Origin of the sequence: Streptococcus mitis (assembly GCF_047463435.1) — a bacterium.
Classification (GTDB): Bacteria; Bacillota; Bacilli; order Lactobacillales; family Streptococcaceae; genus Streptococcus; species Streptococcus mitis_DS.
This window is the reverse complement of sequence record NZ_JASHDW010000003.1, coordinates 96,704-122,388: the sequence shown is the minus strand read 5'-3', so window position 1 is coordinate 122,388 and position 25,685 is coordinate 96,704. Positions and strand designations below refer to the sequence as shown.

The following is a 25,685-nucleotide window of genomic DNA, read 5'->3' as shown; positions in this document are numbered from 1 at the left end:
GACAAGAAAAAAAGCCTTGATTTTAAGGCTTTTCCTGTTGATTTAGATGCCCCCTACAGGGATTTGGAAAGGACTTTCATATTGAGAGCAATTAAAAATATTGAAATATAAGTGATTTTAGGTATTTTCAATGTCATGATTTAAAAATGGGACAAAAGTGGGGCAAAAACCATACAGATTCTAAACTGTATGGTTCTTTTTTTATCTAACCAAGAAAGGTTAAAACTTATTAAAACAAATGCAATCAACTGTTGAAAACTTTTTAGTCCGTGTAATATAAAAACAAGTAAAAAGTTGAACTATAGGGAATATTGTGTCATAATAGGTAATAGATGCATAATTAATAGATTGGAAATAATGCTTTCTTACCTTAACAAGTTGAATTGGTTATACATTTTTTCGTCGCAATTGTGTCTATCTCTCGAGTTTAGCTAGTTTTTATAAGCTCTGGTTTCTAATCAATATAACAAATTTTAGAAGTGCATAAGACAAGATGGTGACATTACTACAGTCATTTCTAGTCACCATATGTTGCTGGCACAGGCTGTTTGTAGTGTTGGCTATTTACTAGTCAGTTTAATCGGAGTGTTTAATTTTTATTGTTGAAAGGTTTTTATATGGAAAAAATTCTATCTTTAGGTCTGACAGGTAAGAAATTACTTGCTCAGGGGTTCTTGTTTGTTCTGCTAGGTCTCATCTTGATGGTCACGGGGACTTGGTTGCCAGTAAAGGTTATTCGACTGGTTCTGTTTTTAGCTTGGATAGCAACGGTCTTAGATTTGCTATTAAGAGTTTTCAAAAAAAGCCAGTCAACGGATACCTTGGGAGTTGCACTGGTTAAATTGTTAGTGCTGGGATATTTGCTTGGCTCCAATCTTGCGACGGATGTGCCGATTTATATTTTGGCTCTTGTGATTGGAGTTTATCAGATTTTTCATGCTAGTATTAACCTTGTCACCTATGTTCTCTACCGCAAAAACAAAATTCGACCTCGTTTTCGTCTCTTACTAGATGGACTCGTACTAGTTTTTCTTGGTGGGACTAGTCTTTTGTCCTCTACAGGAAATTCTGTCTTTCAACTCTTTGTATTAGGGGCTTATTTTTTCCTTTATGGTGTGTCCAATATCCGTGATGGTTTCTTGTTTGAGGAGGAAATTGGGAAAAACCATCTCAAACGTCGCATTAGAATTAGCTTACCTATTGTCCTAGCCGCTCTCATCCCTGCAAGAACTTTAGCAAAAATCAACAAATTCATGCAGGAAAATGCTGATGAGAGAGAGGATATCCATCTTGGAATGGTGAAGTCTGGTAAGACAGCGGAGCTTGAAATTTTTGTTCATACAGCTGAGACCTCTCTGTTTTCGGCAATTGGTCATGTGGATATCTGCTATCAAGGCCGTGTTATTTCTTATGGCAACTATGATCCGTCTTCTGAGACCTTATTTGGCATGGTAGGAGATGGTGTCTTATATTTCTGTGATCGTGACAAGTACATTGACCTATGTAAACGTGAGAGTCAAAAAACGCTTTTTGGTTATGGGATAGATTTGACGCCTGAAATGGAAAAAGCAGTTCAGAAAAAGTTGGCTGAATTGAAACAACTGACGATTCCATGGGAGCCAAGTGCAGATAAAATCATGACAGGTGATGGTAAGGAAGACTACACCTACGCTTATAAAATCAGACATGAGACAGATGGGGAACTTTATAAATTTATCAAATCTAAGTTTAAATCCTACTTTGTCTTATCTACAAACTGTGTGCTCTTGGCTGATACCATAGTCGGTCAGGCTGGCACCGATATCCTCTCACCCAAAGGATTTATCGCTCCAGGAACTTACCAAGCCTACCTTAATCGAGAGTTTGAAAAACCAAATAGTATAGTCGTATCTAAACATGTTTATTAAGGAGAATTTATGAACTTAGTTAAAAAATATACTCCGTTAATCCTTTTTATAGGGCTGGTTGCTCTTGTAATTCTGAATGCATCGAGCTTTATATCAGGAGCAATCTCTCTCTTTGATGTAATATCAACCTTGATTTATGGTGCTGTTATTGCTTTTGTGCTTAATGTTCCTATGAAAAAAATTGAACAGTACTTAGTTAAATTGAAGGTAAAGGCAGAGTTGCGTCGTCCGATTGCCATGGTACTTGTTTTCCTAGCTCTTATCTTAATCGTGATTGCTCTTTTGGTTTTGGTGCTGCCAACCCTAGCCCAGACTATTAGTCAGCTGGGAACAGTCCTTTCAACAGTCCTTACTCAACTTGGGAAATTGCTAGGCAGCTCGGAATTTGTAACCAAAGACATGTTGTCAACTATCGTATCAGGCATACAGGGACAATCTAGTTCTATTAGCCAAGCTTTGATAGGTTTTTTATCAGGTCTGACTAGTAATATCGGCAATATTTTTTCAAGTTTGATGAATGCCTTTTTGATTATAGTCTTCACCTTTTTATTTTTATCCAGTAAGGAACATTTGGCAGCGATGACGAGTCGACTTCTAAAAGTTTTTCTTCCAGAGAAGGTGGTGATAAAGTTGACTTACATTGGACAAGTAGCACTAGAGACTTATGACCAATTTTTGATGAGTCAGCTGATTGAAGCAGTTATCATAGGAGTTATGATAGCGGTTGGTTACAGCGTGTTTGGGATACCCTATGGAGTAATGACAGGTATCTTTGCAGGAGTGCTATCGTTCATTCCTTATGTAGGGCCTATGATTGCTTGTGTTGTGGGAGCGATTTTTATCTTCACAGTGAGTCCTACTCAAGCCTTACTTTCTCTTCTTCTATATCAAGTTATACAGCTGATTGAAGGAAACCTTATTTATCCTAGAGTTGTAGGTCAGTCTATTGGTTTACCAGCTATTTTCACGCTTGCGGCTGCTAGTATTGGAGGCAATCTCTTTGGCTTACTTGGAATGATATTCTTTACCCCCGTATTTGCTGTTATCTATCGACTGGTTAAAGAATTTGTCGTTGCAAAGGAAAATCAGGTAGATTAAGAAAAACTAAATTTAATAAGATATACTGAGAAGAGAGTGAGAGATTCTCTTCTCTTTTATTTTTAAATACTTTTCTACAAAAAGCTATTAGACGTTAAAAAAAGCCTTGGTTTCAAGGCTTATTTCTGTTGATTTAGATGTGCCCCCTGCAGGGCTCGAACCTGCGCCCCATAGCTTAAGAGTCTACTGCTCTACCAACTGAGCTAAGGAGGCAACAGAAAAAGCTGAGAATGTAACTTCCCAGCTATTTTAATATGCCCAAAATGGCAGCTAGATTATTTACGAAAGGCATCAAGGATATAGGTGAAACCAACAATTAAAAATGCAAAGGCAACGACATAAACGACAAAGACACTTGTAGCTACTGGATTGAACAAAATCACTAGACCTAGTAAAAATGCAAGCAACGCTATCCACATGATATGGTTGCCAATAATAGGGAAAATCAATCCCAGACGATTGCCTTTAAAGAAAGCTATAATGGCTTCTACAATTAACCAAATTCCTAAAATAGTTGGAATGACAACTGGCAGCGTCACAAAGCCATAGGCAACGAGGTAAAGAGCTAAGAGAAGATTAACAATCCCTTGGAAAAGATGAGCTGGTGAGCGAAGCACTTTTGGTACAGAGAAATAGCCTAAAATAGCTGCTATAGAAGCAACCAGTAAACCAAATGCAATCCACCAGCTGTAAGCAACAAGATTAGCTACTGGGTTTGTAAATAGGAAAAGTCCTAAAAGGACAAAAACAACTCCTGCAAGGAATAGCAGTAAACGATTGGAAAATTTCATTTCAATACCCCTTATATAGTATATTTTGATTGTGAAACTATTTTACCTCTTTTTATAGAAAATGTAAATAAAATAAATAAACAATTTGGAAGTTTCGGTCTGATTCATGAAAAGAAAATCAGTTTTTATTATTTTGAAAATAAAAAGAGAAGATAAAATTTGTCTTCTCTACATGAAAATATTGTATGGAATCAAAGCAAAAGTAACTGGCTTTACACTATTTGTAAAGATGTAATTTGATTCAAAAAGAAAAGATAGATTTAAAATGTGGGACAAATGATGGGGTAAATCAGTTATAGACAAGCAAAAAAAGCCTTGATTTACAAGGCTTTTTCCTGTTGTATTTAGATGCCCCCTACAGGGATCGAACCTGTGACCCACGGATTAAGAGTCCGCTGCTCTGCCAGCTGAGCTAAGGAGGCAAAGAAAAAAGCTGTATTGGTGCCGAAACTTCACGGTTTGTATTGAACCCGCGCAATTAAGCAGGTGGGCAACTCGCTCTAACTGAAGCTGTTTCCGTGTGAGACGGCCTACATGCTGTTAGAAGACTTTTGTTTCCCTAATAATACAAAAAATAGTCGGTCAACACTTAAGTGTGAAGTCGTACACCACAGCGTTTCTATGTTTATATGATACCACTTTTTCGAAAAAAATCAAGAGGAAAGCGCAATTTTTTGAAAAGGATTTCAGATTTTTCGCAAACGGTCGATAGCTTCCTTTCTTTGAGCCAAAGCCCGTTCATATTTACCAGTATCTTCTGCTTGGAAATAGTGATGATTACGAATTTTTTCTGGTAGATAGTCTTGCTTGACCCAATTTCCAGGATAGTTGTGTGGATAGAGATAGTCTTGGGCATTCCCCAGTTCCTTGCTTCCGCTGTAGTGCCCATCACGCAGGTGCCGCGGAATAGGCAAGTGCCCTGATGTTTTGAGGTCAGCAAGTGCCTTATCCATAGCTACATAGGCTGAGTTGGATTTTGGAGAAAGAGCCAAATCAATCACGACGTTGGCAATGAGGATGCGAGCTTCGGGAAAACCAATCTTTTGGGCAGCATCCAGAGCAGTCACAGTGTGAATCTGGGCTTCAGGATTGGCCAAACCGATATCTTCATAAGCGATAACAGTCAAACGACGAGCGAGACTTGGCAAATCACCAGCCTCAATCAAGCGAGCAGCATAGTGAAGACTGGCATCGACATCCGAACCTCGTATGGACTTTTGCAGGGCTGAGAGTACGTCATAATGTCCATCCCCATCCTTATCCATGGTAATGTAGCTTCTCTGAAGGCTATTTTCCATGATGTCTAGAGTGATATGGCGGATGTCCTCGTCATTCTCAGGGGTAGAAAGAACAGCCAAGTCCAGTGAGTTAAAGGCAGAGCGAAGGTCTCCGTTTGTAGAGGTAGCAATGAAATCCAGCGCATCCTCATCTAGTTCTACTGGAAAATCAAAACCACGCTCAGGGTTACTTAGAGCTATCTGCAGGGCCTCTTTGACGTCTTGGTTAGACAGAGGTTCCAACTCAAAAATTTGAACACGGCTACGAATGGCAGGAGTGACAGAGAAGAAAGGATTTTCAGTCGTAGCGCCAATCATGATGACCAGACCACTTTCCAAGAGAGGCAAGAGGAAGTCTTGCTTGGTTTTATCTAGTCTGTGAATCTCGTCTAGTAATAGGACGAGACCACCAGAGAATTTTGCTTCCTCAGCGATTTCTTGCAGTCGCTTTTTACTATCAACTGTCGCATTGAAAGTTCGAAAGGCATACTTTGTTGTTCCAGCGATGGCAGAGGCAATACTGGTTTTGCCGATTCCAGGAGGTCCATAAAGAATCATGGAAGACAGGCGGTTGGCTTCCACCATGCGGCGGATGATTTTTCCTTGTCCGACCAGATGTTCCTGACCAATGACCTGGTCGATGGTTTTAGGGCGCATGCGAAGCGCGAGATTGTCTGGCATAGCAGTCCTTTCTAGCGTGGATTTTAGTGTCATATTTTTTGAGTAGAATGACTCATCTAATATATCTTACTATGTCCATTCTAGCCTATTAGTTGTGATATTTCAATGGTTTTGTAATATTCAGGGTGTGAGATAGAATCTTTTTGACTATTTAATTTAATGAGGAGGGGCATCAGCATGAGAGAATTGATTTTCCTTAAAGCTCAAAATATGATAGTTGAGCCTAAAGAAGTGGAAGTGCTGACTTGAGAAATAATATTGCTAAATGTCATTGTATGAACTATAATGAAAATAGAGGTGATAAGGAGTGGAAATAATGGAATTACCAAGTTAGGAAGTTTTGATTTTTACAAAACAAATTCGTCATTGGATTCTTAGTGATAAAGCTATCTCAGGAAAAAGAAAATTTATCTTCCGTGAAGATACTCCAAAAGAAATTTTAGATTTGTACGAAAACATTAAATCTAAACTTGATTTTGCTTACCAAGAAGTTCATTCTAAATAATTATGAATTGGAAAAATATGAAAAATAGAATAATTGGTGTTTTTAAAGTAGTAAGTCGTCTTCTTGTAATAACTGTTGAAAATCCTGATTTCGAAGACTTGAGAGTTAATCATACTCAATGAAAATCAAAGAGCAAACTAGGAAACTAGCCGTAGGCTGTACTTGAGTACGGTAAGGCGACGTTGACGTGGTTTGAATTTGATTTTCGAAGAGTATCAGTTTGTAAAAATTGGATATAAAAAGTATAGGGTACGCAGTGTTCCTATGATTCATTCAACTCCGCCTCAGTCTGTCTTAAATCGAGATACTTTTACAATTGACTATACAGATGATGAATTGCTTGATAAAGAAGCAGTATTTACTACTCATTAGAAAAATGGGTATGAATAAATTGGCTACCCTTAGAACCACATCTAAGAGCTTTTTGGTATAAGAGAATAATACGTATCACTCCTTTACAATACGTGTAGCACGTGTTATAATGGTGTTGTCAGGAGGTAAAAGCGCTATGCCTATGACACAAAAAGAGATGGTCAAACTCCTTACGGCTCATGGTTGGATAAAAACCAAAGGCGGTAAAGGTTCCCATATTAAAATGGAGAAGCAAGGGGAAAGACCTATCACAATTCCTCATGGTGAACTGAATAAGTACACTGAAAGAGGGATAAGAAAGCAAGCTGGGTTGTGAAATTCAGCCCCTGCTTTTTGATATGGAGGTAGTGAAATGTTAGTGACATATCCAGCTTTATTTTATTATGATGATACAGATGGTGTAAAAGCGACTTATTTTGTTCATTTCCCGGATTTTGAATACTCAGCTACACAAGGAGAGGGGATTTCTGAGGCTCTGGCTATGGGTTCGGAGTGGTTAGGCATAACTGTTGCAGATTTGATAGAGAATGATGAAGATTTGCCCCAGCCATCAGATATCAATAGCTTGTCTTTAATTGATAATGATCCTTTTAAAGATGATGAAGATTTCGTGTCAACCTATGACCTTGATAAATCTTTTATTTCTATGGTGTCTGTTGACGTATCAGAGTACTTAGGAAGTCAAGAACCAATTAAAAAGACCTTGACCATACCAAGATGGGCAGATAAGTTGGGACGAGAAATGGGACTTAACTTTTCTCAGACTTTGACAGACGCTATTGCAGATAAGAAAATACAAGCATAAGATTAAGTGTGATATCGTGGGAATAGTCAATAAAAAAAGCACTCCTAATTGTGCTGGTTACTTGTCTATTGATTTTATAGGTTTCTTAGCCCTTTTGAGGGCTTTTTATATTGATTTTTCAGGAAAAATAAAGAAATCAGACTTTTAAGAAAATCACTAATACCAAGGGTTTAAATGAGGTAATATGGTATAATTAGGACATAAAATAATTTTGTGGTAAGATGGTAGTATCTATTTTAGCATATTTCCGAGCAATCGGGGCGATTTAAAAGTCGCATAGAAAGAGGACAAAATGGCAACATATGGATTTTTAGATGTTTTAGAGGAAGAGTTGGAGAAGAACTTTCCCTTTGACTTTGAGATTAGTTGGGACAAGCGTAACCACGCGGTTGAAGTGAGTTTTCTATTGGAAGCGCAAAATGCTGCAGGTGTGGAGATGGTGGATGAAGATGGAGAGGTTTCATCAGATGACATTCTCTTTGAAGAAGCAGTGCTTTTTTACAATCCTGCCAAATCAACAGTCAATGAGGAAGACTATTTGACTGTCATCCCTTACTTGCCTAAAAAAGGCTTTTCTCGCGAATTTTTAGCTTATTTTGCGCTATTCCTTAAAGATACTGCCGAGGTTGGACTAGATGCCCTTATGGACTTTTTGGAAGACCCAGGAGCAGAAGAATTCGTCATGGAATGGAACCAAGAAGTCTTTGAAGAAGGAAAAGTTGGCTTGGAAGAAGGAGAATTTTATCCTTATCCGAGATACTAGGAGTTGGTTGGAGATTTTATGAAGAAAATTGGGATTTATTTGGTTTATGTGCTAGCTGTTGTCTTTATTATGCTGGCTTGTGCTTGTGGAACAATCGCATTTGCAGAGTTGGGGTATTCCGCAGTTCTAGTCTTTACTTTTGGTTATGCCTTCGCTCTTCTAAGCATGTATTTAATCTTTATTCTTCATGAGATGGGACATGCTTTTTGTGGCTATCTGACAGGCTATCGTCTGGTGGCTTTTGGATTAGGGAACTTTCTTTTAACCAAAAAGTCAGGCAGGTTTCATCTTAGTAGAACAGCCATTCTGAAAAATGTTGGTGCTCAATACATTGGTTTAAAAGAGGATGAAAGCGATCAAAGAATCATCCTGATGCTTTCAGGAGGCTTGATAGTTCATCTCAGCTTGATATTATTGGCGATAGTGTTTGGATTTTTGACAAGAAGATGGTATTTTGCAGGAACTTGGATTTTTCTTAATTTCTCTTTCTTCTTAAATAACATTTTGCCAGTCGGCATCACCGATGGAGCAAAAATTTGGGAATTGCTACAACACCCTGAAAATACGAAATACGCCTACTTGATGTTGAGGCATTCTGCTCAGACCTTGCTAGCTCCTAAAGAATATGATTTAAAAGACTTTATCATGCCTGTTGATGAGGATGTGAGAGGGAGTTTTGCAGAAAGTGTTCAGACTCTTCAGGGATTGGTATTCATATTGGATGATAATATAGAGCTTGCAAAGCAACAGTTTCAGTCTGTGCTAGAGAAAACAGATAATCCAATGTCTAAAACTATTTCTCAATTATACCTTCTTCAAATTGCTCTGATAGAAGGAGATAATAAGAAAGCGGAAGAATATGCAAGTATTCGAGGGGTCAAATCCTTTTTATCTCTAAAAACAGCAGATATGCAGGTCATTCAAGCTTGGTATCAATTTAAGGTAAAGAAAGATGTAGTTCAAACTCACAAGGCTATGAAGATTGCTAGACATAAAATGAATAGCAGCCGGATATTACGGGATGAGAAAATCTATTATCAAAACTGGTTAGCCGAGCTGGAGAAGGAATTAACCGAAGGAGTCTAATATGGAAATAGAAATTTCTGATTTCACAGGCTGTAAGATTGCTTTATTTTGTGGGGATAAGCTATTGACTATCTTACGCGATGATAAGGCGAGCATTCCCTGGCCCAATATGTGGGAACTGCCAGGTGGTGGACGTGAGGGCGATGAAAGTCCTTTTGAGTGCGTGGCGCGTGAAGTTTATGAAGAACTGGGAATTCATCTGACTGATGATTGTCTGCTTTGGAGTAGGGTTTATCCAAGTATGCTCTATGAAGGTCGGCACTATGTCTTTATGGTTGGTCAGCTAAGTCAAGAACAGTTTGACAATATCACCTTTGGTGATGAAGGACAGGGTTATCAGCTGGTGAATGTTGAGGAATTTCTTAGTTCCAGTCAAGTTGTGCCTCAGTTGCAAGAGAGATTAAAAGATTATTTAAAAGTAAGTGATTAGAAAGGATGGTTCAGTTAAATTTCTAAACTGAACTCGCCCTAAACACTGTGCCAAAAAGATAATACTCTTCGAAAATCAAATTCAAACCACGTCAGCGTCGCCTTGCCGTACTCAAGTACAGCCTGCGGCTAGTTTCCTAGTTTGCTCTTTGATTTTCATTGAGTATAAACTTCTCTTAGACAGAAGCGTCTTCAGAGAAGTTCCTATTTTGGCTTTGTGTTTTACGGGCTTGGTATCTTAATTATGGAAACATGGCAAGAGTTAAAAGTTACAGTTAAGCGTGAGGGAGAGGAGTTGGTTTCCAATCTCTTGATTGAGCTGGGAGCGCAAGGTGTTGCGATTGAAGACAGCATGGACTATGTGGGAAATGTTGACCGCTTTGGTGAGATTTTCCCAGAGGTCGAGCAGCAAGAAGAAATTGTAGTGACTGCCTACTACCCTGACACGGTTGATGTAGCAGTGGTTGAGGCGGACTTGCAGGCTCGCTTAGCAGAATTGACAGATTTTATGGATTTGGGAGAGGTCAAGATGGGGACAACTGCCTTGGCTGAGGAAGATTGGGCTGACAATTGGAAGAAATACTATGAACCCGCTCGTATCACTCATGACTTGACCATCGTGCCGTCTTGGACAGACTATGAGGCGACTGCGGGAGAAAAGATTATCAAGCTGGATCCAGGTATGGCGTTTGGTACTGGGACGCATCCAACAACTAAGATGAGCCTCTTTGCCTTGGAACAGATTCTTCGTGGTGGGGAAACAGTGCTAGATGTGGGGACTGGATCAGGCGTCCTCTCTATTGCTAGCTCGCTACTTGGTGCTAAGGAAATTTTCGCCTATGATCTAGATGATGTGGCAGTTCGTGTTGCTCAGGAAAATATTGAACTCAACCCTGGTATGGAAAATATCCATGTAGCTGCTGGAGACTTGCTCAAGGGTGTTGAGATTGAAGCAGATGTCATCGTGGCTAATATCTTGGCGGATATCCTTATTCATCTGACGGAGGATGCTTACCGCTTGGTCAAGGATGAAGGCTATCTCATCATGAGTGGGATTATCAAGGACAAGTGGGACATGGTGCGAGAGTCAGCTGAGTCAGCTGGATTTTTCCTCGAAACTCACATGGTTCAAGGGGAATGGAATGCCTGTGTCTTTAAGAAAACCAAGGATATTTCCGGTGTGATTGGAGGCTAGCATGCAGCAGTATTTTGTCAAAGGCAGTGCTGTCTCTCCTGTCACCATCGAGGACAAGGAAACCAGCAAGCATATGTTTCAGGTTATGCGCTTGAAAGAAGATGATGGGGTTACTTTGGTCTTTGATGATGGAATTAAGCGCTTGGCGCGTGTGCTGGATGTAGAAAATCGTCAGTTTGAGTTGGTTGAAGAGTTAGCTGACAATGTGGAACTACCCGTTCAAGTGACCATTGCATCTGGATTTCCCAAGGGGGACAAGCTGGAGTTCATTACGCAAAAAGTGACGGAACTAGGTGCCAGTCAAATCTGGGCCTTTCCTGCCGATTGGTCAGTTGCCAAATGGGATGGCAAGAAATTGGGTAAAAAGGTTGAAAAACTAGAAAAAATTGCCCTTGGAGCAGCAGAGCAAAGTAAGCGTAATGTTGTTCCAAGTATCAAGCTTTTTGAGAAAAAATCAGACTTTCTAGCTCAACTAGACCAGTTTGACTCTATCATAGTAGCCTATGAAGAGTCGGCCAAAGAAGGAGAAGCCGCTGCGCTTTTACAAGCAGTCGCTGGTCTTGAAAAAGGAGCCAAACTGCTCTTTATCTTTGGTCCAGAAGGTGGTCTCTCACCTGCAGAAATTGAGAGTTTCGAAGCTAAGGGAGCAGTCTTGGCAGGTCTTGGTCCTCGTATTTTACGAGCAGAAACAGCACCACTTTATGCCTTATCAGCCCTTAGTGTTTTATTAGAATTAGAGAAATAAGAGGAAGAAAATGGAACAAAAACACCGTTCAGAATTTCCAGAGAAGGAACTTTGGGATTTAACAGCCCTATACCAAGACCGTGAGGATTTCTTACGTGCAATCGAGAAGGCTCGAGAAGACATCAATCAATTTAGCCGTGATTACAAAGGTAATCTTCATACTTTTGAGGATTTCGAGAAGGCCTTTGCAGAATTGGAACAAATCTACATTCAGATGAGCCATATTGGTAACTATGGATTCATGCCTCAGACGACAGACTATAGCAATGACGAATTTGCCAATATTGCCCAAGCTGGGATGGAATTTGAAACAGACGCCAGCGTGGCCTTGACCTTTTTTGACGATGCCTTGGTGGCAGCAGATGGGGAAGTCTTAGACCGTTTGGGTAAATTGCCACATTTAACAGCTGCCATTCGTCAGGCCAAAATCAAAAAAGCCCACTATTTAGGGGCTGATGTGGAGAAGGCCTTGACCAATCTTGGTGAAGTTTTCTACAGTCCGCAGGATATTTACACTAAGATGCGAGCTGGGGATTTTGAAATGGCTGACTTTGAAGCTCATGGCAAGACCTACAAAAACAGCTTTGTTACTTATGAGAATTTCTACCAAAATCATGAGGACGCTGAGGTTCGTGAGAAATCCTTCCGTTCCTTCTCAGAGGGACTTCGTAAGCACCAAAATACGGCTGCTGCAGCCTATCTAGCTCAGGTTAAGTCTGAAAAACTATTGGCAGATATGAAGGGCTACGAATCAGTTTTTGACTATCTTCTAGCTGAACAAGAAGTGGACCGTGCCATGTTTGACCGCCAGATTGACCTCATCATGAAGGATTTTGCACCCGTTGCTCAGAGATACCTCAAGCATGTTGCCAAGGTAAATGGTCTTGAAAAGATGACTTTTGCAGACTGGAAATTGGATTTGGATAGTGCCCTCAATCCTGAAGTGACCATTGACGACGCCTATGATTTGGTCATGAAGTCGGTAGAACCTTTGGGACAAGAATATTGTCAGGAAGTTGCTCGCTATCAAGAAGAGCGCTGGGTGGACTTTGCTGCCAACAGTGGCAAGGATTCTGGTGGTTATGCGGCGGATCCATATCGCGTTCATCCATATGTCCTCATGAGCTGGACAGGCCGTTTGAGCGATGTCTATACCTTGATTCATGAAATCGGGCATTCTGGTCAATTCATCTTTTCAGATAATCATCAGAGTTACTTCAATGCTCACATGTCGACCTACTATGTCGAAGCGCCGTCAACTTTCAATGAATTGCTTCTCAGTGATTACTTGGAGCACCAATCTGACGACCCTCGTCAAAAACGCTTCGCTCTTGCTCACCGCTTGACAGACACCTACTTCCATAACTTTATTACCCACCTCTTGGAAGCAGCCTTCCAGCGTAAGGTGTATACATTGATTGAAGAAGGGGAGACCTTTGGAGCAAGCAAGCTCAACAGCATTATGAGGGAAGTTTTGACGGATTTCTGGGGAGATGCCATTGAAATCGATGATGATGCAGCTTTGACTTGGATGCGCCAAGCTCACTATTACATGGGCTTATATAGTTACACCTACTCGGCAGGACTAGTCATCTCGACAGCTGGTTACCTCCATCTTAAAAACTCTGAGAATGGAGCTGAAGACTGGCTTAATCTCCTCAAATCAGGTGGAAGCAAGACACCGCTTGAGTCAGCTATGATTATCGGAGCTGATATTTCAACAGATAAACCACTCCGTGATACCATTCAATTTTTGTCAGACACGGTTGACCAGATTATCGCCTACAGTGCCCAGTTGGGAGAGTAAATTAAAAGAGTCTGGGACAAAAGTCTAACCTTAAATAAAAAAAGCGAACAAAACGAGTTATCTGAAACTCAGAATTCTGTTTTGTTTGCTTTTTTATCTAATCTATCGATTTTAAAAATTTATAATAAAGAATTCCTAAAATCAAAATTTTTTGTCCTGGCCTCTTAAATTATCCCCAAAAGCTATCTTCTTCAGCTTGATCTGAAGAGAAGAGCCAAACTTCTTTGATTTTTCCGTCTTCAATGCGGAAGAGGTCAATCCCGTTCATATTGAGTTCAGTACCATCAGCACGTGTTCCAAGAAAAGTAACATTGGCTGCGATTAAATCCTTATTGTCAGAAACCCAATTTGTTATCACCTTAAAGGTTCCATTAGTTTTCTCAGCAAATGTAGCCAGGTGAGTTCCTAGCTTGTCCTTACCAACAACTGTACCAGATATACTATGAGTACCAGGTTGATGCCAGATAATATCGTCTGCCATCGTTTCAAAGACACCAGGAAAGTCACCAGCAATTAAAGCTTGGTTATAAGCATTGAAAATTTCTAAGTTTGCTGACATATCTATTCTCCATTTCTTTTTTATGATATAATTGTAACAGTTACAAACAAAAAAACAAGTAGACACTTTTTCGATAGCTAGTATCAAAAGTAGTACTATTATTGATACTAAAAGATAAATTTTTTTAAAAAATAGAAAGAAGATATTTTATGACAAATAAAGTGAGTGAGTATGGTATTTGTCCATTTGCGACAACGCAGAGGGTTTTAACGGGGAAATGGGCACTGGTAATCATTTATCAGTTGAGTACGGGTACCAAACGATTTAAAGAATTGCAGAGATTATTGCCTGGGATTACTCAAACTATTTTGACCCGTCATCTCCGTCAATTAGAAAAGGATAAGATTGTTCAACGAAAGGTCTATGCCGAAGTTCCACCACGAGTTGAGTACAGCTTAACTGAAATGGGGCAGGAATTCAGAGTTGTTTTAGATGCTGTCGAGAAATGGGGTCTAGATTATATCAAGTTGCTAGAAATGTAGAGGTATTGCCCATGTATCAAGAGTTACTTAGAAAAATAGCAGAAGAAAAACCCAGTTATCATGAGGAAGAAATCCAGTGGTTGCTTGATCATTTGGGAGATCCTTCTCCAGAAATTCGCGATGACCTTGTTTTTACAAGCTTTGCTAGAGGGATTCAGGAAGAGCTATTTACACAGGAACAATTTCATTTCATTGCTGAGGTTGTCTTAGCTGATGGAGGACTAGATAAAGAAATTGATAAGGTAGGTCTGCCAACACTTGAACGTTCTTTTAGGGCGCTTATTTATGCAAATCTCTTGTCTGCGGATACCAACCAGCAATCGATTTTTTATCAGGGATTAAAAGCAGAAATTCGTAATGTCCTTTTAAATCAAGGCTTGCACTATCTTTCAAAAGAAAAGGATACAAGGGGTTTTTCAAGTCAGTACGGTTGGGTTCATGCTTTTGCACATGGAGCCGATTTACTGACAGAGGTGGTTTGTCATCCAGACTTTCCTAAAACCAGAGTTCATGAAGTATTTGAGATACTTGGCCAACTATTTAAAAGAATTTCGATTCGCTTTACAGATGATGAGGATTGGCGTTTAGCAAGAGTGATCTATGAACCTATTTTACAAGGGAAGTTGGAGCAAGAGAAAGTAGCTTCTTGGATAAAAACTGTTGACTTTCCGATAGAAGAAAGGGAAGATTTTTATAAATTTTCCAACTTCAGATCCTGTATGTTGGAAGTCTATGTCCAACTTGACCAGAGAAATAGTTTACAAGATGAGTTGAAAGAAGCTATCCAGTCTTTTCAATACTAGGGATAAGCTAATATTACTTATTGAAAGAGTTTCTATTGTATCCTCCTAACTAATAATGAAAACTAATAAAAGAGGTTGAATCATTTTCCAACCTCTTTTCCTGTATCTTAATGGAATTGCATACCACCATCAACGATAATGGTTTGTCCTGTAATGTAGTTTGAATCTGGTCCTGCAAGGAAGCTGACGGCAGCAGCCACATCTTCTGGTTCAGATAGACGTTTTAGGGTAATATCTTTTGCAAATGTCTGCATACCCCACTCGTCATCTTTTCCTGCATTTTTACCAACTTCATGAGCGATGTCGTACATCATTGGTGTTTTCACAATACCTGGTGCGTAGGCGTTAACAGTGATGCCTGAGTCTGCTAGATCACGTGCTAATGTTTGCGTAATTCCTCGAACAGCAAATTTTGTTCCACCATAAACAGTCAAGTTTGGATTTCCAACAACACCTGCTTGAGAGGTTGCGTTGATAATTTTACCTCCGTGGCCAAGTGCTTTAAATTGCGCTTGTGCAGCTTGTGAACCCCAAATGACACCACCAACGTTGATACCGAAAGTGCGTGTAAATTGTTCCTCAGTAATTGTATCAAGAGGAGTAGTTGGAGCAACACCAGCGTTATTTACAACAACATTCAAATCACCAAAATGGTCAACAACCTTTTGAAATGCCTGCGCAACTTCGGCTTGTTTCGAAACATCGGCCACGACAGCGAAGGCATTCTCAGCTGATAATTCGGCAACAGCCTTTTCAGCTGTTTCGGGATTGTAGTCTAAGACTCCTACCTTAAAGCCATCTTGAACCAATCGTTTTGCGATTGCAAAACCGATTCCTTGACCTGCACCTGTGACAATAGCAACTTTAGACATATGATTCCTCCTTGGTATCCACGATACCATTCAAACGTTCATAAAAGAACAGTAAAGTTGTAAAATTAGTTCAAAATAGGGACTGAACAACATATCTGAACTATGTTGATATTATATACCTTTAGAAAAAATGTTTCAAATAAACACTACCGTTTTTATAGAATTTCATCCTGAAAATTTCCAAACAATTTTCTTGAAACCCTTTCCCTCTTTTGATAGACTAGTATCTAGTTTTTGAAAAAAGGAGAAAGAAAATGAAAAAATTTGTTGCTGAGTTAATCGGTACGTTCATGCTTGTGTTCGTCGGAACAGGAGCTGTTGTTTTTGGAAATGGTCTTGATGGCCTAGGTCACCTTGGAATCGCCTTTGCCTTTGGTTTAGCCATCGTGGTTGCAGCCTACTCAATCGGAACTATTTCAGGTGCTCACTTGAATCCAGCTGTTTCGATTGCTATGTTTGTAAACAAACGTTTGTCATCAAAAGAACTTGTCAACTACATCCTTGGACAAGTAGTTGGAGCTTTCCTTGCGTCAGCTGCGGTATTCTTCCTCTTGTCTAACTCAGGCATGTCAACTGCTAGTCTTGGTGAAAATGCCTTGGCAAACGGTGTCACTGTCTTTGGTGGTTTCTTGTTTGAAGTCATCGCAACTTTCTTGTTTGTTTTGGTTATCATGACTGTTACTTCAGAAAGTAAAGGAAATGGCGCGATTGCTGGTTTGGTAATCGGTTTGTCATTGATGGCTATGATTCTTGTTGGATTGAACATTACTGGACTTTCAGTAAACCCAGCTCGTAGCTTGGCACCAGCTGTCTTGGTAGGTGGCTCAGCCCTTCAACAAGTATGGATTTTCATCCTTGCTCCAATCGTTGGTGGGATTCTTGCAGCCCTTGTTGCTAAAAACTTCCTTGGAACAGAAGAATAATTGAAACTCAAAAAGCCTTGCTCCTCGATTTGAGGAACAGGGCTTTTTCTTATCTGTTTAGCGGTTGTCAATTTTCTCTGGATAGAGGTCGTGTTGGAAGAGGCGTTGTTCTGCCAATCCTTCATACTTAGTTCCAGGCTTACCGTAGTTGTAGTAGGGATCAATTGAGATGCCACCGCGCGGAGTGAATTTTCCCCAGACTTCTAAATAGCGAGGGTCTAGCAAGTTGACCAAGTCTTTCCCGATGGTGTTGATACAGTTTTCGTGGAAATCTCCGTGGTTTCGGTAGCTAAAGAGGTAGAGTTTGAGGGATTTTGACTCAACACAGAGCTTGTCAGGAATGTAGGAAATATAAATGGTCGCAAAGTCTGGTTGAGCAGTGATTGGACACAGTGAGGTAAATTCAGGACAGTTAAATTTGATGAAATAGTCATTTTCCACATGACGATTGTCAAAAGATTCGAGGACATCTGGTTGATAGTCAAAGATGTAGTTGGTTTCTTTGTTGCCCAGTAGGCTGAGGTTTTTCATTTCTTCTTGTTGTGACATGATTTTTTCTTTCTAATCTTAAACACCACGTTGATTATCGTAGAGGAGGGTATGCAGTTGAGGAAGGACGCGGACATTGCCCCAGCTATCGTCGGCAGCGACGCGTTCCCAGAGTTCTTTGAGACGGTCCAGTTGATCTTGGATAATATTTCCTGTAGCCTTGGGTTCAGGATTTCCAGCAGATAAGAAAAGGACATCTGGTTGGTAGCGTTCTTGTATTCCTTTAGCAAAGGCTAAATCTGCATCATCAAAGACAGGGATTTTAAAGGTGACCTTGTCTGGATCCAGTTGGGAAACGATAAAGTCCAGGGTCTCAAAGTTGACTTCCATCTTGGATGAAGGAGGTTTGGGACTCAGAGTAACCTGGTCGATATCTTTTAACCAATTTTGCCAGCGAGAGCCTTGGGTCTCAACAGCAAGGGTGACACCACGTTCCTTGAGCTTGGTGACCAGTTCAGCCATGTTGGCTGCTAGGATAGCGGGATTTCCGCCAGACAGGGTTACATAGTCGTAGTTCCCTAGTTTATCCAACTCAGCAATGACTTCGTCAGCTGTCATGCGAGTTGGTTTTTCAGAACCATCCCAAGTAAAGGCAGAATCGCACCAGTCGCAGTGGTAGTCGCAACCGGCAGTGCGGACAAACATGGTTTTCTGCCCAATAGCACGACCTTCACCTTGAAAGGTAGGGCCAAAAATTTCCAGAACTGGTAGTTTGAGGACACGTTCCCTAGTCATCTAACCACTCCCGTCTAAACTCTGCAAAGGAAGTCGGAGTTTCATAGAGGCGAACGTATTCCAAACGAAGACCACGCTCATCAGGTAACTCTTGACTCATGGTTTGGAAAATCCAGTAAACCATATTTTCAGCAGTCGTGTTCATATAGGGAAGAGTTTCATTGAGATAGCGATGATCCAAGTGGGGTTCTAAGTAGTTCTTGTAGATTGCTTTGATGTCTCCGAAATCGTAGGTCATGCCACGTTCATCTAAAAATCCACTGACAGCAATCTGCAGATGATAGGTGTGGCCATGAAGGGATTTGCATTTCCCCTCATAGTGAAAGAGGTGGTGGGCAGCATCGAAAGTGAACTCTTTTGATACCAAGGTTCTGTGAGGATTGTAGACAAGAGACTCCCCAGTTTCTTGTTTGATTTCTTTGGGTGCAAAAAACATTAGACCTCTCCTTTCTGTGAGAGATAGACATCTAAACCATGCTGACGTAGGTGGCAGGCTGGGCAATCCCCACAGCCGCTTCCGATAATTCCATTGTAGCAGGTTAAGGTCTTTTCACGAACGTAGTCAAAGGTACCGAGTTGATCGGCTAACTCCCAAGTTTCAGCCTTGTCCAGCCACATGAGAGGCGTTTGGATAACAAAGTCGTAATCCATGGCAAGGTTGAGGGTGACATTGAGGGATTTGACAAAGACATCTCGACAATCAGGGTAGCCTGAGAAGTCTGTCTCGCAAACACCTGTCACGATGTCTTTAATGCCACGTTGTTTGGCAAGAACTGCCGCAAAGGATAGAAAGAGGTGGTTGCGACCATCAACGAAGGTATTGGGAACCTCTCCCTCTTTTTGCTTAATCTCCATATCAGAAGTCAGGGCATTTTCAGTGATTTGTCCCAGCAGAGACATATCTAGGATGTGATGACGAATGCCTTGTTCCTTAGCGATTTCTTGGGCAACTTGAATTTCGAGATGATGACGTTGACCGTAGGCAAAGGTGACAGCTTCGACTGTTTCATAGTGTTCTTTGGCCCAGAAGAGGCAGGTTGTGGAATCTTGACCGCCACTAAAGACGACCAAGGCTGATTGACGTTTCATAGTACTCCTTCCAAAATGGGAAATGTTCAGAGCACGCAAAAAGCTCCCATGAGGGAGCTAAAAAATACCAAGTAGAGGTTTTTTTTAGCGATGGCATGTCCCAAACATCGTAATATTCTACCTACAGTCTAGCATATTTTTTGAAAAATGGCAAAGGGCAAGAAAAAAGAGACCAAAGAAAGTACTTGGTCTCTAATGTGATTAGCTCAATTCCGCAACGATGGCCTTGATTTGTTCTGCTGTGTGAACACCAGCAACTTGTTTCACCACTTGGCCGTCTTTTTTGAAGAGAAGAGTTGGGATAGACATGATTCCAAAAGCACGAGCTGTGTTTGGATTCTCATCAACGTCCATTTTAACGATTTTCAAGACATCTTCTGAAAGTTCTTCAGACAATTTATCCAAGATTGGACCTTGCATACGACATGGACCACACCAAGTTGCCCAGAAGTCTACCAAGACCAAACCGTCTTTTGTTTCTTGTTCGAATGTTGCATCTGTAATTGCTTTTGCCATTGTATTTCTCCTTTTTTAGTTATATTGGCTTAAATCTTGTTTCATGAGATAGAAGAAGACATCTCCATAAGTCCCATGGTAGTCCAAATCATGACCGTTGTAAGTTAATTTTTGGACTGGGTAGTAGTCTGCGACGCCGATAAGGCAAGCTTGTTGTGAACGATCAAAATCTTCATAAGACTCGAAAGTCACAGTTCTTTCGTTCTTGCTGGCATCTAGATAGGTAATTTCAATCATTTTAAAAACTCCTTTGTTTAATGATGACTTTATTTTACTCCTTGTAAAAGAGAATGTCAAGAAAAATGATTGCGCACGCAACTTTTTTCTAAAATCATCTTAAATCAAGAAATCCAAACTAGTTTCCAAGCTTTCTTCGACAGCCTTTTGTAGCGAGGCCAGTGTCTTTTGACCATCACCTGTCAGGCAGATAAAGCTAGAACGCCTATCTTGATCGCAACACCTGCGACTAAGTAGACCGCAATTTTTAGCTTCTAAGCGAGCCACCATCCGAGAAACAGCGCTCGGGCTCAGATGAAGTTTATCAGGCAAATCAATCTGTCGTAGAGATTTTTCTTGGGCCAAGTCCAGATAGTAGAGTAGGTAAAACTCTTTCAAGGTCAGACTTTGGTCACTCTGCTGGGCAATGGTCTCTTCTAAGAGACCTTCAATTTCTTTCTGACGACGATTGAAGTCAAACCATTTTTCCAAGTAGGTCATAGTATCTCCTTTCTTTTTAAAGTTATAACATAGAAGAATGTCCATTCACGAACAGTCTCTGCATCACAAGATGATTGCGCATGCAATGATTATACTACTTTTCAAGAAGGCTGGCAAGAAGGACGCTGAAATCTTTTATCCTAAATTAGGCCTGTTTTCACTAGTCTGTAATTGCCTGTATCCCCTTTCCTCTCTAATTTTCATCAACTCTTGTGCATTTCCTTGAAATTTTCTGAAAAAAGAGTAAACTGGTATGCAAGAAGTCTATTTCGTGGAGTTTAGGATGAAATTATATGTTCAATTAATGATTCTCTTTGTGATTTCTCTAATCGGAGAGGGAATTTCCAGTTTCTTTCATTTGCCCATCCCAGGCAGTATTATCGGTTTAATTATTTTGTTTTTAGCCTTACAGTTCAAGTGGCTGAGAACCAGACATGTCAACATGGTGGGAAATTTCTTGCTGGCCAATATGACCATTCTCTTTTTGCCGCCAGCAGTGGGAATCATGGAAAAGTTTGATGTGATTGCTCCCTATCTCTTGCCCATTGTTTTGATTGTCTTTTTTGCGGCTGTTATCAACATTATCCTCATTGCCTTGGTTGTTCAGTTTATCAAACGACGGTTTGAGGGAGATTATGAGAAAGGAGATGCCAAATGAGTGAATTTGTTTCCAATCCCCTGTTTGGGCTTGCCCTGTCTATCTTAGCTTATCTAGTGGGAATGCTGATTTATAGACGTTTTCCCCATCCATTGACAACTCCTCTGCTTTTGTCAGCTGTTTTCATTATCATCTTTCTAAAGGTGACGGGGATTTCTTACCAAGATTACTATCAAGGTGGAGTTTATCTGAATAACTTGATTGTCCCATCGACAGTGGCTCTAGGGATTCCGCTTTATAAGAGTTTTCACTTGATGAAGCATCATGCTCGGAGTATTCTCTTTGGTAGTTTGTTAGCGGTAGTGGTCAATACCTCTTTCACAGCTCTTGTGGCTAAAATCTTTGGCATGGACTTTTTCCTAGCCATTTCTCTCTTTCCTAAGTCAGTGACAACCGCTATGGCAGTGGGAATTACAGAAAAATTGCAAGGCTTGACCACCGTGACCTTGGTTGTCGTAGTGGCAACTGGAATTTTGACTAGTGTTATCGGCCCAACCCTTTTGAAGTGGATGAAAATTGACGATCCAGTAGCAGTCGGGCTTTCCCTCGGAGGAACAGGGCATGCAGTCGGAACAGGAACAGCCTTTCGATACGGCTCTGTAGCAGGAGCCATGGGTGGTTTGGCTATCGGTGTTACCGGTATTCTCTATGTCTTTGTCAGCCCTATCGTAGCCAGTTTGATATTGAGTTAAAAAGCAAGGAATTCGGGTTCCTTGCTTTTTCAAATCGTATGTTATAGACTATTACTTTTCTTTGCTTAAGTGAATGACTTGGTCATAGTGTTTTAAGTCTTCTTCAGTGTAGTGGTGAATGACTTCAATGACTGTTTGAGGTAGGGAGAAGAGCAAGTCACTAATCTTTCTGCTATTTTCCAAGTCAAGATTGGCCTTAATCTCATCTGCTAAGATGAGTTGGCTATCATGGTAGAGGGCGCGAGCGATTTCTAGGCGTTGTTTCTCGCCACCAGACAGACTATCATTGCTGAGCGTTCGATTTTTCAAATGTTCTAAACCAGTTGTCTTGAGGATATGATTTAGCCTTTCCTCCTTTTTATCCAGTCCCAGAAGGATATTGTCTTCCAGAGATAGCGTGTCAAAGTAATGGCTATCTTGGAGGATATAGGAACTAAAGCTTGTGATTTCTTTACGTGACAGGTTTTGACCAGCAAAGCTAATCTGACCACTTGTTGGTGTCTCTTCTCCATGAATGATATTGAGCAGGGTTGTTTTACCAGAGCCACTTTCCCCGATAATGGCAATTTTTTCTCCTTGCTTGATGTGCATGGAAATCGGAGACAGGAGGCTATTCCCATCTTTTTCAAGGGAGATGGTATCAAGTTGGATAGGGAAAATGTTTCTGATGGTTCTAGGAGAGATGAAGTTAGACTGGCCCAAAAGTTTTTGGTATTTATTGAGAAGAGTTCGATTCGCTTTTCGGGTGTTGGTAAAGTAGGCTAGCTCTTGAAATTGATAGCCGATATTATGGGAAACCAGATAGATGGCCACAAAACTCGCCGCATCTAAATAATTATAGTAGGTCATAAAGCCACCGATGACGATTGGTGTGACAGAACAAAAGGCATCGATGCTATTGATCAAGAGACTGTTTAAAGTTCGTTGCTTTTCATAGTTGATTTCGACCTCCAGACTGGTTTGTAATTGCTTTTGATAGCGAGCAAAAAAGTAGTCTTGCCCCTGATAATGGCGAATTTGTTGGCTACCACCAATAAAATTTGTCAAGCTTGCTAAGTAGCTCTGGTTAACAGTGGACCGCTTTTCAGAAAGTGAATCCAAGCGCTTTGATCCGATAGCACTGCAGAGTACAGGAAAGGAGTAGAAGAGGATGAAAATCAAGCCCAAGTAAAAATTGGTCCATAGGGCATAGAGAATGGACACAGTTGTGAAGCCAAGAGAAGAAATGATGATGACCGTTGGCTCAATATAGCTTTCTTCTAGTTGCTTGACGTCGTTTTCTAGGTCAGACAAAATATCCTTTTCATCAATCTCATAACTGTTTAAAAATCGCTTGAAAATAGCACTCTTGATTCCATATTTGAAATCAGTAATCAAACGGGCGTAGTAATAGCGTTTCCCAGCTAAGCCTAGTAAGAGGATGAGGTTTCCAAGGATTCCTAGAATTAATACTTTCCAAAGAATGCCTAGTTCTTGATTGGTAAAACTAGCAACAATATTCTGAACAAGGGCTGGCGTGATAATTGCTTCCAGCCAAGTAATGGCAATAGAAAAGAAGTAAAGTACGAGGTGTTTCTTAGTAACAAATCTTTTCAGCATAAAGAGTTGCCCTCCTTATCGATATACATGTAATCAATTTTAAAGTTATTATACTCCTTTTTATTAAATACTTCATATTAAAAATGTAAGTCCTGAGAACGAAAAAAGTCTAGCGAGTTATTGCCGCTAGACTTTAAAATTATTGCAAATTAACCTTGTTTCTCAAGATGTAGTAGGTTCCGAGGTAAAAGATAGCTATGAAAATGAGTTCTTCAACAATGCCTATGCTTGCTCCCATATAGAAATTATCATTAAATCCTGCAAGTGAATTAATATAGAAGTTAGTACTGGTATTGAAGAAAACTCCAATAAATCCTATGACGATTTGGATCCCAATGTAGGCTACAACAGCGAGTGCGGTACGGTATTCGTTGAAAAGCTGTCCAATGGAAATAGCCAAGTAGATGCAGAGGATTCCAGAAATGGTATTTAGTAGGAAGGATAAGACAGTAAGACTAAAGCCGGTAAAATGTTCTGCAACAAATGACAGAAGAGTAGAAAGTTGAACTGCATCAGAATTTGTTGATAATAAGATAATATAGACACATAGGAGTAAGACAGCAGTGCTAATCAACGACCAGATAAAGGCACCGATTAGTTTGGCTGTGATGATATGGTGTTCAGAAACTGGCAAGGTTAAAGTCAGATATCCTTGTCGGTCATAGACACTTCCTTTGAATCGTTTAATAATCAAGAAGATAGTTGAAATCACAAGTGTAACCATCAAACCACCAAAGACAGTAGATAGAAAAAAAAGTAGAACAGATAGATTTTTTTCAGGTAGTTTGATTAAGGATTGTGTCTGAATTCCAATAAGAACAGAGAGGAAGAGAACAGCACCATAAAGAGCTAAATACCACTTGTTAACATTTTTAAATTCGTAGCGAACTAAATTCCAAAACATAATAATCTCCTTTGCTTAGGCCTTAAATTCCTGACGGAAGAGTTGGTCAATGGATTCACCTGACTCATAGCGAATATCATCTACATTTCCTTGACGGACGACTTTTCCGTCTTTTAGGAAGACAATTTCATCTAAGATTGGCTCGATATCAGAAATCAAGTGGGTAGAAATCAAAACGGTAGAAGTTGGGGAGTAGTTGTTGATAATAGTATTGAGGATATACTCACGGGCTGCTGGATCCACCCCACCAATGGGTTCGTCCAGAACGTAGAGGCGGGCATCACGGCTCATAACCAAAATCAGTTGTACCTTTTCCTTGTTTCCTTTTGATAATTTCTTGAGACGACTATTTTCATCAATACCTAGGTCTGCAAGTAGATGATGGGCACGTTCAAGATTGAAATCTTTATAGAAGGTCTTGAAGTAGGTTAGGGCTTCTTTGACCTTCATTTGTTCATTGAGATAGGTCGTATCCGGCAAATAAGCTACGATGGCCTTGGTTGCTGGACTTGGGTCCATGTCGTTGATGAGGACACGTCCTTGATCTGGTTGCAAGAGGCCATTGATTAGTTTAATCAGGGTTGTTTTTCCTGAGCCGTTTGGCCCAAGGAGACCAACAATTTTTCCAGCTGGGATGTCAAGAGAAACATTTTCAAGGGCTGGGGTTGCTCCATAAGATTTGGATACATTTTCAAATGCTAGTAATGACATAGGCTTAAACTCCTTTAATATAATCGCCGACTACGCATGGTAGTTCTTCTTTTTCATAGCCAAAATGGGTCATGGAGGAAACGAAGTGTTCCAATTCTTCTTCCGATAATTGTTTGCGTGATTGGGCGATTAGCTCCTTATCCTCAGTCACAAATCGTCCAGTTGTGCGCTTGCTGTAGACAAATCCTTCTCGTTCGAGGTCTGACAAGGCTCTTTGGATGGTGTTTGGATTGACACCAGCCTCGCTCGCCAGCTCCCTCACGGTTGGAAGTTGTTGATTGGGTTCCAGTGTATGGGAAACAATCTGAAGCTTGATTTTCTCCATAATCTGTAAATAAATGGGTTTTTTGTTGTCAAATGTCCAGGACATCTTGGTCTCCTTTCTTTTATCCTTTTGTCTTAATTAAATAATACA

Annotated in this window: 31 protein-coding genes, 2 tRNA genes and 1 pseudogene; 17 read left to right on the top strand and 17 right to left on the bottom strand. The window is 40.4% G+C overall.

Annotated elements, in window-relative coordinates; translation table 11 throughout:
• The first annotated feature begins 617 nt into the window (after nt 1-617).
• Both QM843_RS02895 and QM843_RS02890 read left to right on the top strand, forming a co-directional pair.
• A complete protein-coding gene (locus tag QM843_RS02895; protein WP_414304469.1) occupies nt 618-1,907 on the top strand; it encodes a DUF308 domain-containing protein in 1,290 nt (429 codons plus the stop codon).
• 9 nt (nt 1,908-1,916) lie between these two features.
• Nucleotides 1,917-3,005 (top strand): AI-2E family transporter, encoded by a 1,089-nt coding sequence (locus QM843_RS02890; protein WP_004193676.1) that lies wholly within the window; start codon nt 1,917-1,919, stop codon nt 3,003-3,005.
• Between the two features lie 140 nt (nt 3,006-3,145).
• Here the strand turns inward: QM843_RS02890 and QM843_RS02885 are convergent.
• The 4 genes from QM843_RS02885 to QM843_RS02870 all read right to left on the bottom strand — a co-directional run bounded on the left by QM843_RS02885 (nt 3,146) and on the right by QM843_RS02870 (nt 5,754).
• Nucleotides 3,146-3,218: transfer RNA gene (locus QM843_RS02885), tRNA-Lys, on the bottom strand.
• Between the two features lie 62 nt (nt 3,219-3,280).
• A complete protein-coding gene (locus tag QM843_RS02880; RefSeq protein ID WP_049502460.1) occupies nt 3,281-3,796 on the bottom strand; it encodes a DUF308 domain-containing protein in 516 nt (171 codons plus the stop codon).
• A 349-nt stretch (nt 3,797-4,145) separates the two neighbouring features.
• Nucleotides 4,146-4,218, bottom strand: a tRNA-Lys gene (locus QM843_RS02875).
• A gap of 264 nt (nt 4,219-4,482) precedes the next feature.
• Nucleotides 4,483-5,754 (bottom strand): replication-associated recombination protein A, encoded by a 1,272-nt coding sequence (locus QM843_RS02870; RefSeq protein WP_033606237.1) that lies wholly within the window; start codon nt 5,752-5,754, stop codon nt 4,483-4,485.
• Between the two features lie 285 nt (nt 5,755-6,039).
• On the opposite strand from QM843_RS02870, the pseudogene QM843_RS02865 reads away from it, so the two are divergent.
• The 10 genes and pseudogenes from QM843_RS02865 to pepF all read left to right on the top strand — a co-directional run bounded on the left by QM843_RS02865 (nt 6,040) and on the right by pepF (nt 13,461).
• Nucleotides 6,040-6,287: pseudogene (locus QM843_RS02865) on the top strand (hypothetical protein).
• A gap of 164 nt (nt 6,288-6,451) precedes the next feature.
• Nucleotides 6,452-6,631 (top strand): hypothetical protein, encoded by a 180-nt coding sequence (locus tag QM843_RS02860; RefSeq protein ID WP_414304468.1) that lies wholly within the window; start codon nt 6,452-6,454, stop codon nt 6,629-6,631.
• Nucleotides 6,632-6,767: 136 nt separating this feature from the next.
• Nucleotides 6,768-6,947 (top strand): type II toxin-antitoxin system HicA family toxin, encoded by a 180-nt coding sequence (locus tag QM843_RS02855; protein ID WP_001132279.1) that lies wholly within the window; start codon nt 6,768-6,770, stop codon nt 6,945-6,947.
• Nucleotides 6,948-6,983: 36 nt separating this feature from the next.
• Nucleotides 6,984-7,436 carry a type II toxin-antitoxin system HicB family antitoxin gene (locus QM843_RS02850; protein ID WP_102211390.1) on the top strand — a complete coding sequence of 151 codons (453 nt, stop codon included), beginning with the start codon at nt 6,984-6,986 and terminating at the stop codon, nt 7,434-7,436.
• Between the two features lie 292 nt (nt 7,437-7,728).
• Nucleotides 7,729-8,199 carry a DUF3013 family protein gene (locus tag QM843_RS02845; RefSeq protein ID WP_414304467.1) on the top strand — a complete coding sequence of 157 codons (471 nt, stop codon included), beginning with the start codon at nt 7,729-7,731 and terminating at the stop codon, nt 8,197-8,199.
• Nucleotides 8,200-8,217: 18 nt separating this feature from the next.
• Nucleotides 8,218-9,285, top strand: coding sequence for a M50 family metallopeptidase (locus tag QM843_RS02840; RefSeq protein ID WP_414304466.1), 1,068 nt, complete (start codon nt 8,218-8,220; stop codon nt 9,283-9,285).
• Nucleotide 9,286: 1 nt separating this feature from the next.
• Nucleotides 9,287-9,715, top strand: coding sequence for an NUDIX hydrolase (locus QM843_RS02835; RefSeq protein WP_261068451.1), 429 nt, complete (start codon nt 9,287-9,289; stop codon nt 9,713-9,715).
• A gap of 243 nt (nt 9,716-9,958) precedes the next feature.
• Entirely contained in the window at nt 9,959-10,909 is a 951-nt protein-coding gene (prmA, locus tag QM843_RS02830; RefSeq protein ID WP_101786069.1) for a 50S ribosomal protein L11 methyltransferase, read from the top strand.
• Between the two features lies 1 nt (nt 10,910).
• The gene (locus tag QM843_RS02825; RefSeq protein WP_414304465.1) at nt 10,911-11,654 is read left to right on the top strand and encodes a 16S rRNA (uracil(1498)-N(3))-methyltransferase; all 744 of its coding nucleotides are present in this window, start codon (nt 10,911-10,913) and stop codon (nt 11,652-11,654) included.
• A 10-nt stretch (nt 11,655-11,664) separates the two neighbouring features.
• Nucleotides 11,665-13,461 carry an oligoendopeptidase F gene (pepF, locus tag QM843_RS02820; protein WP_414304464.1) on the top strand — a complete coding sequence of 599 codons (1,797 nt, stop codon included), beginning with the start codon at nt 11,665-11,667 and terminating at the stop codon, nt 13,459-13,461.
• 169 nt (nt 13,462-13,630) lie between these two features.
• Here pepF and QM843_RS02815 read toward each other — a convergent pair whose 3' ends face one another.
• Nucleotides 13,631-14,020, bottom strand: a complete 390-nt coding sequence (locus tag QM843_RS02815) for a nuclear transport factor 2 family protein (protein ID WP_150922474.1) — start codon at nt 14,018-14,020, stop codon at nt 13,631-13,633.
• A gap of 149 nt (nt 14,021-14,169) precedes the next feature.
• On the opposite strand from QM843_RS02815, the gene QM843_RS02810 reads away from it, so the two are divergent.
• Together QM843_RS02810 and QM843_RS02805 are read left to right on the top strand one after the other, a co-directional pair.
• Nucleotides 14,170-14,502: a winged helix-turn-helix transcriptional regulator gene (locus QM843_RS02810; protein ID WP_000182730.1), complete on the top strand. Its 333-nt coding sequence runs from the start codon at nt 14,170-14,172 to the stop codon at nt 14,500-14,502.
• A gap of 11 nt (nt 14,503-14,513) precedes the next feature.
• On the top strand, nt 14,514-15,305 hold the full coding sequence (locus QM843_RS02805; protein ID WP_150922651.1) for a DUF2785 domain-containing protein: 792 nt from the start codon (nt 14,514-14,516) through the stop codon (nt 15,303-15,305).
• A gap of 107 nt (nt 15,306-15,412) precedes the next feature.
• On the opposite strand, the gene QM843_RS02800 is transcribed toward QM843_RS02805, so the two are convergent.
• A complete protein-coding gene (locus QM843_RS02800; RefSeq protein WP_000048147.1) occupies nt 15,413-16,177 on the bottom strand; it encodes a (S)-acetoin forming diacetyl reductase in 765 nt (254 codons plus the stop codon).
• Between the two features lie 254 nt (nt 16,178-16,431).
• On the opposite strand from QM843_RS02800, the gene QM843_RS02795 reads away from it, so the two are divergent.
• On the top strand, nt 16,432-17,100 hold the full coding sequence (locus QM843_RS02795; protein WP_150922475.1) for an MIP/aquaporin family protein: 669 nt from the start codon (nt 16,432-16,434) through the stop codon (nt 17,098-17,100).
• A 57-nt stretch (nt 17,101-17,157) separates the two neighbouring features.
• On the opposite strand, the gene queF is transcribed toward QM843_RS02795, so the two are convergent.
• From queF to QM843_RS02760, 7 genes are all read right to left on the bottom strand, one after another.
• Nucleotides 17,158-17,649, bottom strand: a complete 492-nt coding sequence (queF, locus tag QM843_RS02790) for a preQ(1) synthase (protein ID WP_000082575.1) — start codon at nt 17,647-17,649, stop codon at nt 17,158-17,160.
• An 18-nt stretch (nt 17,650-17,667) separates the two neighbouring features.
• Entirely contained in the window at nt 17,668-18,384 is a 717-nt protein-coding gene (queE, locus tag QM843_RS02785; protein WP_000196472.1) for a 7-carboxy-7-deazaguanine synthase QueE, read from the bottom strand.
• On the bottom strand, nt 18,377-18,820 hold the full coding sequence (gene queD / locus QM843_RS02780) for a 6-carboxytetrahydropterin synthase QueD (protein ID WP_000464576.1): 444 nt from the start codon (nt 18,818-18,820) through the stop codon (nt 18,377-18,379). The genes queE and queD overlap by 8 nt, the downstream gene beginning before the upstream one ends.
• Nucleotides 18,820-19,473, bottom strand: a complete 654-nt coding sequence (gene queC, locus QM843_RS02775; RefSeq protein WP_033684847.1) for a 7-cyano-7-deazaguanine synthase QueC — start codon at nt 19,471-19,473, stop codon at nt 18,820-18,822. Before queC ends, queD begins: the two co-directional genes overlap by 1 nt.
• 201 nt (nt 19,474-19,674) lie before the next feature.
• Entirely contained in the window at nt 19,675-19,989 is a 315-nt protein-coding gene (gene trxA, locus QM843_RS02770; RefSeq protein WP_001029581.1) for a thioredoxin, read from the bottom strand.
• A 15-nt stretch (nt 19,990-20,004) separates the two neighbouring features.
• Nucleotides 20,005-20,226, bottom strand: a complete 222-nt coding sequence (locus tag QM843_RS02765; RefSeq protein ID WP_000570256.1) for a DUF4649 family protein — start codon at nt 20,224-20,226, stop codon at nt 20,005-20,007.
• Between the two features lie 99 nt (nt 20,227-20,325).
• The gene (locus tag QM843_RS02760; RefSeq protein WP_185757561.1) at nt 20,326-20,706 is read right to left on the bottom strand and encodes a MarR family winged helix-turn-helix transcriptional regulator; all 381 of its coding nucleotides are present in this window, start codon (nt 20,704-20,706) and stop codon (nt 20,326-20,328) included.
• A gap of 283 nt (nt 20,707-20,989) precedes the next feature.
• Here QM843_RS02760 and QM843_RS02755 point away from each other — a divergent pair, with 283 nt between their 5' ends.
• The gene (locus QM843_RS02755) at nt 20,990-21,364 is read left to right on the top strand and encodes a CidA/LrgA family protein (RefSeq protein WP_000781325.1); all 375 of its coding nucleotides are present in this window, start codon (nt 20,990-20,992) and stop codon (nt 21,362-21,364) included.
• On the top strand, nt 21,361-22,056 hold the full coding sequence (locus tag QM843_RS02750) for an LrgB family protein (RefSeq protein WP_033687229.1): 696 nt from the start codon (nt 21,361-21,363) through the stop codon (nt 22,054-22,056). Before QM843_RS02755 ends, QM843_RS02750 begins: the two co-directional genes overlap by 4 nt.
• 51 nt (nt 22,057-22,107) lie before the next feature.
• Here the strand turns inward: QM843_RS02750 and gggC are convergent, their stop codons facing one another.
• The 4 genes from gggC to QM843_RS02730 form a co-directional block, all read right to left on the bottom strand.
• Complete coding sequence (gene gggC, locus QM843_RS02745; RefSeq protein ID WP_414304463.1) at nt 22,108-23,655, bottom strand: streptosactin export ABC transporter GggC; 1,548 nt, start codon at nt 23,653-23,655, stop codon at nt 22,108-22,110.
• 139 nt (nt 23,656-23,794) lie between these two features.
• Complete coding sequence (locus QM843_RS02740) at nt 23,795-24,559, bottom strand: hypothetical protein (RefSeq protein WP_414304462.1); 765 nt, start codon at nt 24,557-24,559, stop codon at nt 23,795-23,797.
• A 15-nt stretch (nt 24,560-24,574) separates the two neighbouring features.
• Nucleotides 24,575-25,270 (bottom strand): ABC transporter ATP-binding protein, encoded by a 696-nt coding sequence (locus QM843_RS02735; protein WP_000054197.1) that lies wholly within the window; start codon nt 25,268-25,270, stop codon nt 24,575-24,577.
• 4 nt (nt 25,271-25,274) lie between these two features.
• Entirely contained in the window at nt 25,275-25,640 is a 366-nt protein-coding gene (locus QM843_RS02730; RefSeq protein ID WP_261023651.1) for a GntR family transcriptional regulator, read from the bottom strand.
• Nucleotides 25,641-25,685: the final 45 nt, after the last annotated feature.

Excerpts from the sequence above, each read along its gene's own strand:
- QM843_RS02895 (WP_414304469.1), top strand. The coding sequence starts at position 618 with ATGGAAAAAATTCTATCTTTAGGTCTGACAGGTAAGAAATTACTTGCT.
- QM843_RS02890 (WP_004193676.1), top strand. The coding sequence starts at position 1,917 with ATGAACTTAGTTAAAAAATATACTCCGTTAATCCTTTTTATAGGGCTG.
- QM843_RS02880 (WP_049502460.1), bottom strand. The coding sequence starts at position 3,796 with ATGAAATTTTCCAATCGTTTACTGCTATTCCTTGCAGGAGTTGTTTTT.
- QM843_RS02870 (WP_033606237.1), bottom strand. The coding sequence starts at position 5,754 with ATGCCAGACAATCTCGCGCTTCGCATGCGCCCTAAAACCATCGACCAG.
- QM843_RS02855 (WP_001132279.1), top strand. The coding sequence starts at position 6,768 with ATGCCTATGACACAAAAAGAGATGGTCAAACTCCTTACGGCTCATGGT.
- QM843_RS02850 (WP_102211390.1), top strand. The coding sequence starts at position 6,984 with ATGTTAGTGACATATCCAGCTTTATTTTATTATGATGATACAGATGGT.
- QM843_RS02845 (WP_414304467.1), top strand. The coding sequence starts at position 7,729 with ATGGCAACATATGGATTTTTAGATGTTTTAGAGGAAGAGTTGGAGAAG.
- QM843_RS02840 (WP_414304466.1), top strand. The coding sequence starts at position 8,218 with ATGAAGAAAATTGGGATTTATTTGGTTTATGTGCTAGCTGTTGTCTTT.
- QM843_RS02835 (WP_261068451.1), top strand. The coding sequence starts at position 9,287 with ATGGAAATAGAAATTTCTGATTTCACAGGCTGTAAGATTGCTTTATTT.
- prmA (WP_101786069.1), top strand. The coding sequence starts at position 9,959 with ATGGAAACATGGCAAGAGTTAAAAGTTACAGTTAAGCGTGAGGGAGAG.
- QM843_RS02825 (WP_414304465.1), top strand. The coding sequence starts at position 10,911 with ATGCAGCAGTATTTTGTCAAAGGCAGTGCTGTCTCTCCTGTCACCATC.
- pepF (WP_414304464.1), top strand. The coding sequence starts at position 11,665 with ATGGAACAAAAACACCGTTCAGAATTTCCAGAGAAGGAACTTTGGGAT.
- QM843_RS02815 (WP_150922474.1), bottom strand. The coding sequence starts at position 14,020 with ATGTCAGCAAACTTAGAAATTTTCAATGCTTATAACCAAGCTTTAATT.
- QM843_RS02810 (WP_000182730.1), top strand. The coding sequence starts at position 14,170 with ATGACAAATAAAGTGAGTGAGTATGGTATTTGTCCATTTGCGACAACG.
- QM843_RS02805 (WP_150922651.1), top strand. The coding sequence starts at position 14,514 with ATGTATCAAGAGTTACTTAGAAAAATAGCAGAAGAAAAACCCAGTTAT.
- QM843_RS02800 (WP_000048147.1), bottom strand. The coding sequence starts at position 16,177 with ATGTCTAAAGTTGCTATTGTCACAGGTGCAGGTCAAGGAATCGGTTTT.
- QM843_RS02795 (WP_150922475.1), top strand. The coding sequence starts at position 16,432 with ATGAAAAAATTTGTTGCTGAGTTAATCGGTACGTTCATGCTTGTGTTC.
- queF (WP_000082575.1), bottom strand. The coding sequence starts at position 17,649 with ATGTCACAACAAGAAGAAATGAAAAACCTCAGCCTACTGGGCAACAAA.
- queE (WP_000196472.1), bottom strand. The coding sequence starts at position 18,384 with ATGACTAGGGAACGTGTCCTCAAACTACCAGTTCTGGAAATTTTTGGC.
- queD (WP_000464576.1), bottom strand. The coding sequence starts at position 18,820 with ATGTTTTTTGCACCCAAAGAAATCAAACAAGAAACTGGGGAGTCTCTT.
- queC (WP_033684847.1), bottom strand. The coding sequence starts at position 19,473 with ATGAAACGTCAATCAGCCTTGGTCGTCTTTAGTGGCGGTCAAGATTCC.
- trxA (WP_001029581.1), bottom strand. The coding sequence starts at position 19,989 with ATGGCAAAAGCAATTACAGATGCAACATTCGAACAAGAAACAAAAGAC.
- QM843_RS02765 (WP_000570256.1), bottom strand. The coding sequence starts at position 20,226 with ATGATTGAAATTACCTATCTAGATGCCAGCAAGAACGAAAGAACTGTG.
- QM843_RS02760 (WP_185757561.1), bottom strand. The coding sequence starts at position 20,706 with ATGACCTACTTGGAAAAATGGTTTGACTTCAATCGTCGTCAGAAAGAA.
- QM843_RS02755 (WP_000781325.1), top strand. The coding sequence starts at position 20,990 with ATGAAATTATATGTTCAATTAATGATTCTCTTTGTGATTTCTCTAATC.
- QM843_RS02750 (WP_033687229.1), top strand. The coding sequence starts at position 21,361 with ATGAGTGAATTTGTTTCCAATCCCCTGTTTGGGCTTGCCCTGTCTATC.
- gggC (WP_414304463.1), bottom strand. The coding sequence starts at position 23,655 with ATGCTGAAAAGATTTGTTACTAAGAAACACCTCGTACTTTACTTCTTT.
- QM843_RS02740 (WP_414304462.1), bottom strand. The coding sequence starts at position 24,559 with ATGTTTTGGAATTTAGTTCGCTACGAATTTAAAAATGTTAACAAGTGG.
- QM843_RS02735 (WP_000054197.1), bottom strand. The coding sequence starts at position 25,270 with ATGTCATTACTAGCATTTGAAAATGTATCCAAATCTTATGGAGCAACC.
- QM843_RS02730 (WP_261023651.1), bottom strand. The coding sequence starts at position 25,640 with ATGTCCTGGACATTTGACAACAAAAAACCCATTTATTTACAGATTATG.